This window comes from Citrobacter sp. Cpo147, assembly GCF_030332405.1.
GTDB classification, from domain to species: Bacteria; Pseudomonadota; Gammaproteobacteria; order Enterobacterales; family Enterobacteriaceae; genus Citrobacter; species Citrobacter portucalensis.
The window spans coordinates 1,383,050-1,397,680 of the sequence record NZ_JAOWHX010000030.1 but is presented as its reverse complement, the minus strand read 5'-3'; the positions used below and the strand labels follow the sequence as shown (position 1 = coordinate 1,397,680).

General features: G+C 49.8%; 12 protein-coding genes. 8 read left to right on the top strand and 4 right to left on the bottom strand.

The annotated features are described in order from the left end of the window. Positions 1–72: 72 nt before the first annotated feature. Positions 73–1,047 carry a porphobilinogen synthase gene (gene hemB / locus OGY06_RS09255; protein WP_003830941.1) on the bottom strand — a complete coding sequence of 325 codons (975 nt, stop codon included), beginning with the start codon at positions 1,045–1,047 and terminating at the stop codon, positions 73–75. A gap of 500 nt (positions 1,048–1,547) precedes the next feature. Here hemB and ehaB point away from each other — a divergent pair, with 500 nt between their 5' ends. Both ehaB and iprA read left to right on the top strand, forming a co-directional pair. Beyond that, positions 1,548–4,547, top strand: a complete 3,000-nt coding sequence (ehaB, locus tag OGY06_RS09250; RefSeq protein ID WP_286605130.1) for an autotransporter adhesin EhaB — start codon at positions 1,548–1,550, stop codon at positions 4,545–4,547. Between the two features lie 89 nt (positions 4,548–4,636). Next, complete coding sequence (gene iprA, locus OGY06_RS09245) at positions 4,637–5,260, top strand: hydrogen peroxide resistance inhibitor IprA (RefSeq protein WP_003830944.1); 624 nt, start codon at positions 4,637–4,639, stop codon at positions 5,258–5,260. Position 5,261: 1 nt separating this feature from the next. Here iprA and ampH read toward each other — a convergent pair whose 3' ends face one another. After that, complete coding sequence (ampH, locus tag OGY06_RS09240) at positions 5,262–6,419, bottom strand: D-alanyl-D-alanine-carboxypeptidase/endopeptidase AmpH (RefSeq protein WP_003830945.1); 1,158 nt, start codon at positions 6,417–6,419, stop codon at positions 5,262–5,264. A 384-nt stretch (positions 6,420–6,803) separates the two neighbouring features. Here ampH and sbmA point away from each other — a divergent pair, with 384 nt between their 5' ends. Further along, positions 6,804–8,024, top strand: coding sequence for a peptide antibiotic transporter SbmA (sbmA, locus tag OGY06_RS09235; RefSeq protein ID WP_003021430.1), 1,221 nt, complete (start codon positions 6,804–6,806; stop codon positions 8,022–8,024). 15 nt (positions 8,025–8,039) lie between these two features. Further along, the gene (locus tag OGY06_RS09230; protein WP_126955935.1) at positions 8,040–9,143 is read left to right on the top strand and encodes a DUF1615 domain-containing protein; all 1,104 of its coding nucleotides are present in this window, start codon (positions 8,040–8,042) and stop codon (positions 9,141–9,143) included. Here OGY06_RS09230 and OGY06_RS09225 read toward each other — a convergent pair. Further along, positions 9,128–9,451 carry a DUF2755 family protein gene (locus tag OGY06_RS09225; RefSeq protein WP_003830948.1) on the bottom strand — a complete coding sequence of 108 codons (324 nt, stop codon included), beginning with the start codon at positions 9,449–9,451 and terminating at the stop codon, positions 9,128–9,130. The two genes, OGY06_RS09230 and OGY06_RS09225, sit on opposite strands and share 16 nt — an antisense overlap. Positions 9,452–9,715: 264 nt before the next feature. On the opposite strand from OGY06_RS09225, the gene OGY06_RS09220 reads away from it, so the two are divergent. Beyond that, on the top strand, positions 9,716–9,934 hold the full coding sequence (locus tag OGY06_RS09220) for a DUF2754 domain-containing protein (RefSeq protein WP_003830949.1): 219 nt from the start codon (positions 9,716–9,718) through the stop codon (positions 9,932–9,934). 23 nt (positions 9,935–9,957) lie between these two features. Here OGY06_RS09220 and ddlA read toward each other — a convergent pair whose 3' ends face one another. Next, complete coding sequence (ddlA, locus tag OGY06_RS09215) at positions 9,958–11,052, bottom strand: D-alanine--D-alanine ligase (RefSeq protein WP_032934537.1); 1,095 nt, start codon at positions 11,050–11,052, stop codon at positions 9,958–9,960. Positions 11,053–11,353: 301 nt separating this feature from the next. On the opposite strand from ddlA, the gene OGY06_RS09210 reads away from it, so the two are divergent. From OGY06_RS09210 to phoA, 3 genes are all read left to right on the top strand, one after another. Next, positions 11,354–12,550: a multidrug efflux MFS transporter gene (locus OGY06_RS09210; RefSeq protein WP_003830951.1), complete on the top strand. Its 1,197-nt coding sequence runs from the start codon at positions 11,354–11,356 to the stop codon at positions 12,548–12,550. 248 nt (positions 12,551–12,798) lie between these two features. After that, entirely contained in the window at positions 12,799–13,041 is a 243-nt protein-coding gene (locus OGY06_RS09205) for a sigma-S stabilization anti-adapter protein IraP (protein ID WP_003830953.1), read from the top strand. A 104-nt stretch (positions 13,042–13,145) separates the two neighbouring features. Further along, a complete protein-coding gene (gene phoA / locus OGY06_RS09200) occupies positions 13,146–14,561 on the top strand; it encodes an alkaline phosphatase (RefSeq protein ID WP_003830955.1) in 1,416 nt (471 codons plus the stop codon). Positions 14,562–14,631 lie beyond the last annotated feature (70 nt).

Genomic DNA, 14,631 nt, shown 5'->3' with positions numbered 1-14,631 from the left:
GGTGGGGTTTTACTTATCGGGCCTGGAACTGTCGGCCCGATAAGGTGAAGTCGCCATTCGGCAACAAAGTGGTTAGCGCAGGATTTTTTTCTCAGCCAGATCCAGTGCGAAGTAGCTGAAGATCAGATCCGCGCCAGCGCGTTTGATCGAGCCTAAGCTTTCCAGCACCACTTTCTCTTCATCTATTGCACCTGCCATCGCCGCAAATTTGATCATCGCGTATTCACCGCTGACCTGATAAGCGCCAATCGGAAGCTCGGTGCGCTCGCGGATATCACGCAGAATATCGAGATACGCGCCTGCCGGTTTCACCATCAGGCAGTCTGCTCCCTGGGCTTCATCCAGCAGCGATTCGCGAATCGCTTCACGGCGATTCATCGGGTTCATTTGATACGTTTTACGATCGCCTTTCAGCGCCGTGCCTGCGGCTTCACGGAACGGGCCGTAGAAAGAAGAGGCAAACTTGGTGGAGTAGGACATGATCGCAGTATCGGTGAAGCCCGCGGCGTCCAGCGCCTGGCGAATCGCCTGTACCTGGCCGTCCATTGCGGCGGAAGGGGCGATGAAATCTGCGCCCGCTGCTGCGGCAACGACTGCCTGTTTGCCGAGATTAGCAAGGGTTAAGTCGTTATCAACGCCATGTTCGCATAATACGCCGCAGTGACCGTGCGAGGTGTATTCACAGAAGCAGGTGTCGGACATGACTATCATTTCTGGTACGGTCTGCTTACAGATACGCGACATGCGCGCCACCAGACCGTCTTCTTTCCAGGCATCGCTGCCGGTCTCATCGGTGTGATGAGAAATCCCGAAGGTCATGACCGAGCGGATACCGGCATTAGCAATACGTTCGATTTCGCGCGCCAGGTGCTTCTCCGGAATGCGCATCACGCCGGGCATGGCGTCAATAGCTTTGTAATCGTCGAGTTCTTCTTCAACAAAGATCGGCAACACCAGGTCATTTAAGCTGAGTGTTGTCTCTTCAAACATAGCGCGCAGCGCAGGGGATTTGCGCAGGCGACGAGGGCGTTGGATTAGGTCTGTCATGGTATGCCTGATGTTTGTGGAATCGAAGGCCGTAGTATACCCGAACCTGAGGGCGAGGGGTTTACGAAAGTTGGCGTTATGCCGAGGTTATGGTGATGTTATCAATGCGTGGTATTATGTATTATCTCTATTTTTGCAATTATGACTATTTTAAATAGTGATTAGTTTTATGGTGAATTTAGTTTAGTTTAATTTTTAATTAAGTGGCGGGATTTAACGGTATTTATTTGCTGACGTTTGATTTTTAAGTTAATCATAAATTTAATATATTGTTTTGCCAGTGTCTTTGCCTGTAACTGTCTAAAATAGAAATGATTTTTACGTTTGTTTGCTGTTCCGAATAATTTGCATGTCTATTGTCCGTAATCGGACTTAAGCCAAAGAATAATTGAACCTTTCCTTTGTGAAACCGCATAATCCTTCCCGCGAAACATAAAATGTTTTCTTTGCATTGATAATTGATGGATCAACTATATTACGTCCCTGAGGAGGGATGACAAATGCACACTTGGAAAAAGAAGCTTGTAGTATCACAATTAGCATTAGCCTGCACTTTGGCAATCACTTCTCAGGCGAATGCTTCAACTGATATCTCTGGGACCACCTACACAACGTTTGCTCATTATAATGACGCATCTTATGCGGATGGCGTCTATTATGATGGATATGTCGGTTGGAACAATTACGATACCGATAGTATTTATAACGGTGATATTTATCCGGTAATCAATAACGCCACTGTCAACGGCGTTATTTCTACTTATTATCTGGATGATGGGCTGTCTACTAACACCAATAACAACAGCCTGACCATTAAAAACAGCACCATTCACGGTATGGTGACATCCGAATGTATGACCACGGATTGTACTAACCGTACGGGTACTGACTATTACTATGATCGCCTGGCGATGAACGTCATCAACTCAACTATCGATGACAACTACGAACATTATACCTACAACGGTACGTATAATGACGCAGCTGACACGCACGTTGTCGACGTTTATAACCTGGGTACGGCTATCACGCTGGATCAAGAAGTTGATCTGTCTATCTCCGCCAACTCTCACGTCGCTGGCATTACCCTGACTCAGGGTTACGAGTGGGCAGATATTGACGATAATACCGTCAGCACTGGCGTAAACAGCAGTGAAGTATTTAACAACACTATCGCTGTCAGCGATTCTACCGTGACCTCTGGCTCATGGTCTGACGAAGGTACCACCGGCTGGTTTGGTAACACCAGCAATGCAAGCGACTACAACGGTAATGGCTGGAACGCTGACGATATTGCATTAGCGGTTATTGCACATCCGGATGCGGATAACGCGATGCAGACCACTGCCACGTTTGATAATTCCACGCTGATGGGTGACGTGCTGTTCTCCAGCAACTTCGATGAGAACTTCTTCCCGAACGGTGCTGACACTTATCGTGATACCGATGCTGACCTGGATACCAATGGTTGGGACGGTACTGACCGTCTGGATCTGACCCTGAACAATGGCAGTAAGTGGGTCGGTGCGGCAATGTCTGTGCACCAGGTTGATCTTGGTACAGATGCTAATGGCGATGGTGTTTTCGAAAAAACAGTTGATACAGATGGTGACGGTATTCTGGATGCAACAACTCCAGACGGCGTGTATGACAGCTACGCTGCAGGCACTGAAGCCACCGCTACTCTGATCGACATCACCGCTAACAGCCTGTGGCCGGATTCAACCTACGGTATTGATAGCGACACAACTTCTTATGACGAAAATGGTCATGTAGTTGGCAACGCTGTCTACCAGAGCGGCCTGTTCAATGTGACCCTGAATACGGGTTCACAGTGGGATACCACCAAAACATCTCTGATCGACACCCTGAGCATTAACAGCGGTTCGGTTGTCAACGTGGGTGATTCTATCCTGATCTCCGACACTATTGGCCTGACCGGTGGTTCTGCACTGAACATCACCGAAGATGGTCATGTTGCAACAGATACTCTGTCTATCGACAACAGTACTGTAACGATTGCTGACGACGTATCTGCTGGCTGGAGTGTAGGTAGTGCTGCGCTGTATGCAAACACCATTAACGTCACCAACAACGGTGTTCTGGATGTGGGTAACAGTACCGGTAATGCGCTGCAGGTTGATACCCTGAATCTGACCAGCTACACCGACGCTTATAACCATGTTAACGCGGGTGTTTTCGACATCAACAGCAACAACTATGTGCTGGATGCTGACTTGACCAACGATCGCACTAACGATGAATCTCAGTCTAACTACGGTTATGGCGTGATCGCGATGAACTCTGATGGTCATCTGACTATCAACGGTAACGGCGATTCCGACACCTCAGGCGATCAGTCTGAAGTTGATAACTATGGTGACCATGTAGCCGCGGCAACCGGTAACTATAAAGTCCGTATCGACAACGCGACTGGCGCAGGTTCTGTTGCGGATTACAAAGGTAACGAGCTGGTCTACGTTAACGACGCGAACAGCACTGCGACCTTCTCTGCAGCCAACAAAGCTGACCTGGGTGCTTACACCTATCAGGCACAGCAGCAGGGTAACACCGTTGTTCTGCAGCAGATGGAACTGACAGACTACGCGAACATGGCGCTGAGCATTCCGTCTGCTAACACCAATATCTGGAACCTGGAACAAGATACCGTTGGTACTCGTCTGACTAACGCGCGTCATGGTCTGGTTGATAACGGTGGTGCATGGGTTAGCTACTTCGGTGGTAGCTTCGATGCAGATAATGGCACCATTAACTACGATCAGGATGTTAACGGCATCATGGTCGGTGTTGATTCCAAAATTGATGGTAACAACGCTAAGTGGATTGTCGGTGCTGCAGCAGGCTTCGCGAAAGGTGATATGAGCGACCGTACCGGTCAGGTGGATCAGGATAGCCAGACTGCCTACATCTACTCTTCTGCTCACTTTGCCAACAACATCTTTGTTGACGGTAACTTAAGCTACTCTCACTTCAACAACGATTTGACTGCTAACATGAGCAACGGTCAGTATGTTGATGGCAGCACCTCATCTGACGCCTGGGGCTTTGGCCTGAAACTGGGTTATGACCTGAAGCTGGGTGATGCAGGTTACGTAACGCCATACGGCAGCGTATCCGGTCTGTTCCAGTCTGGTGATGATTATAAGCTGAGCAACGACATGAAAGTTGATGGTCAGTCTTATGACAGCATGCGCTATGAACTCGGTGTAGATGCAGGTTATACCTTCGCCTACAGCGACGACCAGGCGCTGACCCCGTACTTCAAATTGGCCTACGTTTACGATGACTCTAACAACGATTCTGACGTAAACGGCGACTCTATCGACAACGGTGTAGAAGGTTCTGCGGTACGTGTTGGACTGGGTACTCAGTTCAGCTTTACCAAAAACTTCAGCGCATACACCGATGCTAACTACCTCGGTGGTGGCGATGTTGATCAAGACTGGTCTGCAAATGTTGGTGTTAAATATACCTGGTAAGACATCTCTTGTTGTTAAAGAAAAGATAATCTAACTCAGAAAAATGCCCGTCACGGATTTGACGGGCATTTATTGCAAGGAATGCCCAAATGTTGTCTGCAAATAAACCGCTTGTGGAATTTGGTAAGCTTGATAAATGTTTGTCAAAATATGGCAAACACTTTGAGTGTGATAACGATAAAGAAATAATTTATTCCAGTGATATAAACAGTGACGATACCTTTATCATTTTAAATGGTGTAATTTCCCTGAGGCGAGGGGAGAATGTGCTGGTCGGTATTGCGCAGGCACCGTTTATTATGGGGCTTTCAGATGGTGTGATAAAAACAGATATACAATACAGATTAATCACAGAAAGCGATTGTACGGGATACCATCTACCTGCCTCGCAAACAATTAATATAATTGAAGAGTGCCAGCTTTGGCGTGAAGCTTTTTGTTGGTTGGCATGGCAAAACTCCATGCTTGAATTACGCGATCTGCAGTTGATCGGCAACAACTCCTACGATCAGATCCGCGCGACATTGATCTCTATGACGAAATGGGATGAAGCCCTTCGTTCACGCATTGGAGTTATGAACTATATTCACCAACGCACACGAATTTCACGCTCGGTTGTCGCTGAGGTTCTCGCGGCATTGCGCAAAGGCGGTTATATTGAAATGAATAAAGGCAAACTGGTGTGCATTAACCGTTTGCCTTTTGAGTATTGAATCAGGATGCAGGAATGACCTGTGGCTTGTACCCGCTCAATTCTGCAACCAGTTCGTTGATACCGTCGCTCATATTGGTAAAACGGGTCAGCGGAGAGCGCGTCACTACGACAAATGCCCCAACGTTTTGCTGTGGGATCATCGCCATATAGGTAATGAAGCCACCGCCGCCACCGGTTTTTTGAATAATTCCCGGTCTGCCATTCTTCGGCGCCATGTAGACCCAGCCCAAACCAAGCGCATCGGCTCTGCCTGGAACGTCCATTCCCACCACTTTAGTTAACTGTGTACGCTGGTAAATCAGCGTCTGCATCCGGTCGGCCTGCTGGCTACGATGATAAAAGTCAGAAGAGAGATACTGCTGCATCCAGCGCATCATATCGCCAGGCGTTGAATAAACGCCGCCGCTACCCATCGCTGCCAGAGTATTGTTACAAGGGCTGGCACCTTTTTCCGCGACCATCAGGCGTCGACACTGATCGGGGGACGGCGTAAAGGTGGTGTCTTTCATCCCCAGCGGGCGGGTGATTTTTTCTTCAAACAGCTGCGGATAAGGCTTACCTGACGCGGTACCCAGCGCATCGGCCAGCAGATCAAACGCCAGGTTGGAATAAGAAGCCTGCGATCCTGGCGCGGCTTTAAGCGTAGCCGTTGAGAGATAGCTCCAGCGCTGCTCGCGGGTTGGCCAGACAAACACCGGCCGTTTGGCTGCCCCGCCTGGCTGTTCGCGCGGTAGTGCGCTGGTATGTGTCGCCAGATTCACCAGCGTAATTGGTGTTCCTTGATAAGTGGGTACGCGTGCGCCAGGTGGTGCATATTTACTCAATGGATCGTTGAGTTTGACCGTGCCTTGATCGAGTAATTTCACCAGCATTTCGCTGGTCATTAATTTGGTAATTGAGGCAATGCGGATTACGGAATCCAGTTGCGGGTGAACATTATTGCCGGGGCGTGTTTCACCAAAACTGCGAAATACACGCTGATTACCATCAATCACCACGAGCGCCATCCCCGTAGCACCACTGCCGTAAAATATATGGTCGGCATAACGATCAACGATATCAGAGGCGAAGACCGGATCGGTTATAGGCTGTGCCGCCTGGACAGATGTCAATGACGCCGCACACAGCGCGGCAGAAAAAAGCAGACTACGTTTCAACGGTGGTGTCCATGAGTTAGAGAAAGTGAAAAAGGATGTCGTGCGTATGCGTATTTATACTACTCATCGGCGTATTGCAAAGCGCTTATCAACCAATGATAGTGGGAAAAACGTAACGATGAGTAAACACAGGAGTTTCCTGGATTGCGGATGTTCGCTTTTGTGATCTCACGCTGTGATAATCTGCACATACTGGAACGTTGTCGAGTGTGAAAACCACAGAAACAATTCTTCATAACCGAGGTGCGAACTAAGTGCCTCGGTTTTGGTCACAATTGTCGGTTTCAGCTTGTGTTTTTGGGCGTAAGCCGTCTGGCCTCCGCACTCTACGGTGGCAAATGCACAGCAGTCGTCATAACGATAAGAAGTTAGCAGGAGAGCACTATGTTTAAGTCTTTTTTCCCAAAGCCGGGGCCGTTCTTTATTTCGGCATTTATTTGGGCACTCGTCGCCGTTGTATTCTGGCAAGCAGGTGGGGGAGCCTGGGTTGCACATATTACCGGCGCGTCGGGAGACGTACCTATTAGCGCAGCGCGTTTCTGGTCGTTGGATTACCTGATTTTTTATGCGTACTACATTCTTTGTGTCGGGGTGTTCGCGCTGTTCTGGTTTCTCTACAGCCCACACCGCTGGCAGTACTGGTCTATTCTTGGCACATCGCTGATTATTTTTGTGACTTGGTTTCTGGTTGAAGTCGGTGTCGCTGTCAACGCCTGGTATGCGCCATTTTATGACCTGATTCAAACTGCGCTCAGCGCACCACACAAGGTGAAGATTGAGCAGTTCTATCATGAAGTGGGCATTTTTCTCGGTATTGCGCTGATAGCCGTAGTCATTGGCGTGATGAACAACTTCTTCGTCAGCCACTATGTGTTCCGCTGGCGTACCGCGATGAACGAACACTATATGGCGCACTGGCAGCATTTGCGTCACATCGAAGGCGCAGCGCAGCGTGTGCAGGAAGACACCATGCGTTTTGCTTCTACGCTGGAAGATATGGGCGTCAGCTTTATCAACGCGATTATGACGCTGATTGCCTTCCTGCCTGTACTGGTTACGCTCTCTGCCCATGTTCCTGACCTGCCGATTGTTGGACATGTGCCTTATGGCCTGGTGATTGCCGCGATTGTCTGGTCGCTGATGGGAACCGGCTTACTGGCCGTGGTCGGGATAAAACTTCCCGGGCTGGAGTTTAAAAACCAGCGCGTGGAAGCGGCCTATCGTAAAGAATTGGTGTATGGCGAAGATGATGGCAACCGTGCGACGCCACCGACGGTGCGTGAACTGTTCCATGCGGTACGGCAAAACTACTTCCGCCTCTATTTTCACTATATGTACTTCAATATCGCCCGTATTCTTTACCTGCAGGTTGATAACGTTTTCGGTTTGTTCCTGCTGTTTCCGTCAATTGTTGCCGGTACGATTACGCTCGGTTTGATGACGCAAATCACCAACGTGTTTGGCCAGGTGCGCGGCTCGTTCCAGTATCTGATTAACTCCTGGACAACGTTAGTGGAACTGATGTCTATTTATAAGCGTCTGCGCAGCTTTGAACGAGAGCTTGATGGTCAGGATATTCAGGAAGTTACCCATACGCTGAGTTAATAATAAGGAGATGCTATGTCGACGGTTTCCCGTCTTTACCCCTTGTCTGGTCTGGCAGCACTGGTGCTGGTGGGATGTAGTAGCCAACCCGCGCAGCCGCTAAAAAAGGGGGAGAAAGCCGTCGATGTGGCGAGCGTGGTGCGCCAGAAAATGCCCGCCAGCGTGAAAGACCGGGACGCGTGGGCGCAGGATTTGGCAAAGACCTTTGAAAGCCAGAAGCTGGCACCGACGGTTGAAAACATCTGTTCGGTGCTGGCGGTAGCGCAGCAGGAGTCAAACTTCCAGGCCGATCCGGCTGTTCCTGGTTTAAGCAAAATAGCCTGGAAAGAGATTGATCGTCGCGCAGAACGTATGCATATCCCGCTGTTTGTCGTGCATACCGCGCTAAAGATTAACTCGCCAACGGGGAAAAGCTACAGCGAGCGTCTGGATACGGTGAAGACGGAAAAACAGCTTAGCGCTATCTTTGATGATTTCATCAACATGGTGCCGATGGGGCAGACATTGTTCGGATCGCTTAATCCGGTACATACCGGTGGTCCAATGCAGGTCAGTATCGCGTTTGCTGAGCAGCACACCAGCGGGTATCCGTGGAAAATGGCGGGGACGGTACGTCAGGAAGTGTTTAGCCGCCGTGGTGGGTTGTGGTTTGGTACATATCATCTGCTCAATTACCCGGCGAATTACAGTGCGCCAATCTTCCGCTTCGCCGATTTTAATGCCGGATGGTATGCGAGCCGCAATGCAGCTTTCCAGAATGCGGTCAGTAAAGCCAGCGGAGTGAAGCTGGCGATGGATGGGGATCTGATTCTCTATGGCAGCAGTGAGCCGGGCAAAACGGAGCTGGCGGTACGTAAACTGGCCGGGAAGCTAGGGATGAGCGAGAGTGAGATCCGCCGTCAACTGCAAAAAGGTGACAGCCAGGCCTTTGAAGAGACCGCACTGTACGAGAAGGTCTACAAGCTGGCGGAAGCGAAGACCGGGAAAGCGCTTCCTCGTGAAATGCTGCCGGGCATTCAACTGGAAAGCCCGAAGATCACGCGTAATCTGACTACCGCATGGTTTGCTAAACGCGTGGACGATCGTCGGGCGAAGTGTATGAATCAGTCATCTTTATGATGACGGTGACGCCAGCGCATGATCGCCGCGATGGCACCAAGAATCAGGCTTCCTACCAGGAAGGGGATCAGTCCAAAGAGAGTACCGACGCCTAAACCGATTTCGACCCGCGGGCGTCCTGTCTCTTGCATTTGCAGCTGCATCAGTTCTTCATAGATGCCGGGTGCGTGGGCCAACAGATTTAAAATCTGTGCACCCGCCCAGAAGCAAAACAGCACAAATACGGCATACGCAATGTTGCCGGGCAGGGAGGAGGGATCCCGATGCTTGCCCTTAAACAGGGATTTTGAGAGCGTAAAATCAGCCATAAAGACCTCCGGAAATAACCTGCTTTTTTTGACGTAATGCCTGGAACTGAGAGTGAGTCTGACAGGTGATCGGCAATGTCAATATCAGAATGATGGTAATTTCAGGTAGAGATTATTCCTGGATTTCGGTTTTTTGTTGATGGTCACAATTATGTAACCTTAAGTGAAACTGAGTTACATTTAAGAAATTCCGCACAGACCACAGACGCCCTCGGGGAAATGTGCGAGGATGCCTCCCTGTGTTGTATTTTCACCGGAGCTGTTATGAACCTGCCTGTAAAAATCCGCCGAGACTGGCACTACTATGCTTTCGCTATTGGGCTTATCTTTATTCTGAATGGCGTGGTGGGGTTATTAGGTTTTGAAGCGCAGGGATGGCAAACCTATGCGGTGGGGCTGGTGACCTGGGTGATTAGCTTTTGGCTGGCCGGATTAATCATCCGTCGCCGCGTTGAAGATGATGAAGCAAAGGATGCCCAATAGCTCTATCAGGCATCCTGACGGGTTTACATACTGGTTTTCAGCGCGCTATCTGCAGCATGGCGTTCCAGTGCCAGTTCGATCAGGCGAGTGATCAAATCGGTATAGCCTAAACCGCTCGCCTGCCACAGTTTCGGATACATACTGATGTTGGTAAAGCCAGGCAGCGTGTTGATCTCATTGATCACAACGTCGTTTTCAGCAGTTAAGAAGACGTCCACGCGCGCCATGCCGGCACAGCCCAGAGTCTGGTATGCCTGAATGGCGATTTCGCGGATCTTATCGTTAATCTCTGGCGCAATTGCTGCCGGAACGACAACTTTGGCACCGTTATCGTCAATGTATTTAGTGTCGTAAGCGTAAAAATCGCTGTTCAGCACGATCTCACCACAGGTACTGGCCTGCGGATGATCGTTGCCCAGTACCGCACATTCGATCTCGCGGCCTTTGATCCCTTGCTCCACAACGACTTTATGATCGAATTCAAATGCCAGCGCGACGGCCTGATCGTATTGGGCTTCGCTGGTTACTTTACTGACGCCAACGGACGATCCCTGGTTGGCCGGTTTTACAAACAGCGGCAGACCCAGGCGGGATTCTACTTCGGCAAAGCTGATGCTGTTGCGATTCGCGCGAGTGAGAGTAATAAATGGCGCGATGTTTAACCCGGCATCACGCAGCAGACGTTTGGTCACGTCTTTATCCATACAGGCAGCAGAACCCAGCACATCAGAACCGACAAACGGCAGGTTCGCCACGCGCAGCATGCCCTGCAGAGAGCCATCTTCACCCAAAGTACCGTGTACGATTGGGAAAATAACATCGACCGTCGGCAGTGGTTGACCGTTTTGTGCATCGATCAACTGGTGCTCTTGTTTACCGGGTACCTGCGCCAGGCTGGTTTCAGAAGGCCGCAGCGCAATATGCGCCGGATCGTCTGAATTGAGCAGATAGCTACTGGCATCGCTGACGTGCCATTGCCCTTGTTTATCAATACCTAACAGCACAACGTCAAAGCGAGTCTTGTCGATGGCATCGACAATATTTTTTGCCGATTGCAATGACACTTCATGTTCCGCTGATTTACCACCAAATACGATTCCTACCCGCAACTTTGCCATCTTAAAAACCCATTCCATGAATGCAAAGCACATACATTACCACGACAAAACGCAGGTTTCCTCGGCTTCTGGCAGATTGTTTTGGCGAATGACAGGGGATTAGAAGGGGACATACACGCAGATTGCGCGGGAAGCACAATCCCCTGTTTGTATTATGGGTTTGATGTGAGCTATATCACAAATATGATGAGCGGGAAGATAAAATCCTAAACTGTGATTTATCGCACCTGTAGACCCTTATTCGGCTAAGTAATTTGTTAAGCTGCTCGCAGTTTTCAGCTACTTATCGTTATGAGTCCTTATGGAATCCTGGAGAGTTAACCTTATTTCCGTTTGGTTCGGGTGCTTTTTTACCGGACTGGCGATTAGCCAAATCTTGCCTTTTTTACCACTCTATATCTCCCAACTGGGCGTGACCTCGCATGAAGCGCTATCAATGTGGTCCGGATTAACGTTCAGCGTCACCTTCCTGATTTCAGCCATTGTTTCTCCGATGTGGGGCAGTCTGGCCGACCGCAAAGGACGCAAGCTGATGCTGCTGCGGGCCTCACTGGGGATGGCCATTGCGATTTTGCTCCAGGCATTTGCCACTAACGTCTGGCAGCTTTTTCTGCTGCGCGGGGTGATGGGGTTAACCTCCGGCTATATTCCTAATGCGATGGCGCTGGTTGCGTCACAGGTTCCACGCGAGCGCAGCGGCTGGGCGCTGAGTACGCTCTCTACGGCGCAAATTAGCGGCGTCATTGGCGGACCGCTGATGGGAGGCTTTATCGCCGATCATGTTGGCTTACGGGCGGTATTCTGTATTACCGCCGCCTTGCTGGTGGTGAGTTTTCTGGTCACACTGTTCTTGATCAAAGAGGGCGTTCGCCCGACGGTTAAAAAAAGTGAACGTCTGAGTGGGAAGGCCGTGTTTGCCTCGCTTTCGCATCCGGCGTTGGTGATCAGCCTGTTTTTTACAACCATGGTGATTCAACTGTGTAACGGTTCAATTGGGCCGATTCTGGCGCTGTTTATCAAATCGATGGTCCCAGATAGTTCGAATATTGCCTTTCTCAGCGGGCTGATAGCCTCAGTACCGGGCATTTCTGCTCTGATTTCCGCGCCTCGACTGGGTAAATTAGGCGACCGTATTGGTACTGAGCGGATTTTAATGGCGACGTTAATCTTTGCGGTGGTGCTGTTTTTCGCCATGTCGTGGGTCACCACGCCGTTGCAGTTGGGAGTACTACGTTTTCTGCTTGGATTTGCCGACGGCGCGATGTTGCCGGCGGTGCAGACGCTGCTGGTGAAATACTCCAGCGACCAGATAACCGGGCGCATCTTTGGCTATAACCAGTCATTTATGTATCTCGGCAACGTCGCCGGGCCATTAATGGGGGCGACGGTTTCGGCAATGGCGGGGTTCCGTTGGGTGTTCATTGCTACAGCAAGCATTGTGCTTATCAATATCTGGCAACTGGCTATCGCGTTACGACGTCGGCGCGGGGTTCGTTGAGTTCCTGATTAACAACGCTGCCTGTCAGCGTTGTTAATCCATAATTGCGTATTATATATTTGTGTGATTATTAATTTTCTTACCTTTTTATATTGAATCATTCTGCATCCAGACGCATTTACCCTTATTTTGTGTTGTGATTGTTTTCGCAAATCTTTTTATTCCTTATAAAAATACAACTTTCATCCTCTAGGCAGTTGTGAGCCTTAATGATAACGTGGCCCATATTTTGTTAAGGGAATAAGCAAATGAAAAACCTCGTCACTGAGTTGTTACTTAAGCTCGCGCAAAAAGAAGAAGAGTCGCAAGATCTGGCGGCACAGGTCGAAACGTTGGAACGGGTAATCATCGAAATGCTGCGCAATATGGCGTGGAACGATCGGCAAATATTTATTCGTCAAATTGAGGGGGCGCTGGCTGATGTAAACCACATGCCCGCGTTTCTGACGAACATACATAGCGCTTGCGAGGGCGTACAAAAAGCGTTTTGAACCCTCTGTGGCGGGACACCCACAAATTATCATAAAAGTGTCACATCAAATACTTATAGTCGCTTTGTTTTAATTTTACCGTATTTATACATGGAGAATATAAAGTGAAACAAAGCGCACTCGCGATTGCCCTGTTACCTTTGCTGTTTACCCCGGTTATTAATGCAGAAACATCTACTGTAGCGGTTATGGATAATCGTGCCGCTCAAGGTGATATCACCACGCCGGGTGGCGCTCGCCGATTGTCTGCCGATCAAACGGCGGCTCTGCGCGAATCCCTGAACGATAAACCAGCCAAAAATATTATTTTGCTGATTGGCGATGGGATGGGCGATTCCGAAATAACGGCAGCGCGAAATTATGCTGAAGGCGCGGGCGGCTTTTTTAAAGGTATTGATGCTTTACCGCTGACCGGGCAATACACGCATTATGCGTTGGATAAGAAAACAGGGAAACCTGATTATGTGACAGATTCAGCAGCATCCGCGACGGCGTGGACGACCGGCGTTAAAACTTACAATGGTGCTCTGGGCGTTGATATTCGTGAAAAAGATCACGCCACTATTCTGGAAATGGCCAAAGCGGCAGGTCTGGCGACAGGCAACGTTTCCACGGCTGAATTGCAGGATGCCACCCCGGCCGCACTGGTTGCCCATGTCACTTCGCGTAAATGCTATGGCCCGAGCGTGACGGCTGAAAAATGCCCGACGAACGCGCTGGAAAAAGGCGGTAAAGGGTCGATTACCGAACAATTATTGAATGCCCGTGCGGATGTTACGTTAGGCGGCGGAGCAAAAACATTTACTGAAACCGCTACGGCAGGTGAGTGGCAGGGTAAAACGCTGCGTGAGCAAGCACAGGCTCGCGGTTATCAAATGGTGAGCGATGCCGCGACGTTGGCGGCGATTACCGAAGCGAATCAGGATAAACCGCTGTTGGGTCTGTTCTCAGACGGTAATATGCCAGTGCGTTGGGAAGGGCCGAAAGCGTCTTATCACGGGAATCTGGATAAGCCGGTAGTAACCTGTACGCCAAATCCAAAACGTAACGACAGCGTGCCAACGCTGGCGCAGATGACGGATAAAGCGATTGAGCTGTTAAGCAAGAATGAGAAAGGTTTCTTCCTGCAAGTAGAAGGCGCGTCAATCGACAAACAAGATCATGCCGCTAACCCGTGTGGTCAAATTGGTGAAACGGTCGATCTGGATGAAGCGGTGCAGCGTGCTCTTGCTTTTGCGAAGAAAGATGGCAACACCCTGGTTGTGGTAACCGCTGACCACGCACATGCCAGCCAGATCGTCGCACCGGATACCAAAGCACCCGGTTTAACGCAAGCGCTGAACACCAAAGATGGCGCGGTGATGGTCATTAGTTATGGCAACTCTGAAGAAGAGTCCCAGGAGCACACCGGCAGCCAACTGCGTATTGCAGCCTATGGCCCCCATGCGGCGAATGTGGTTGGCCTGACCGATCAAACCGATCTGTTTTACACCATGAAAGCGGCGTTAGGACTGAAATAAGCTGACACCCGACGGCAATACTTTTGCCGTTGGGTGGTATTTTTATCGTTAGCAGCCAAACTTACCTGTG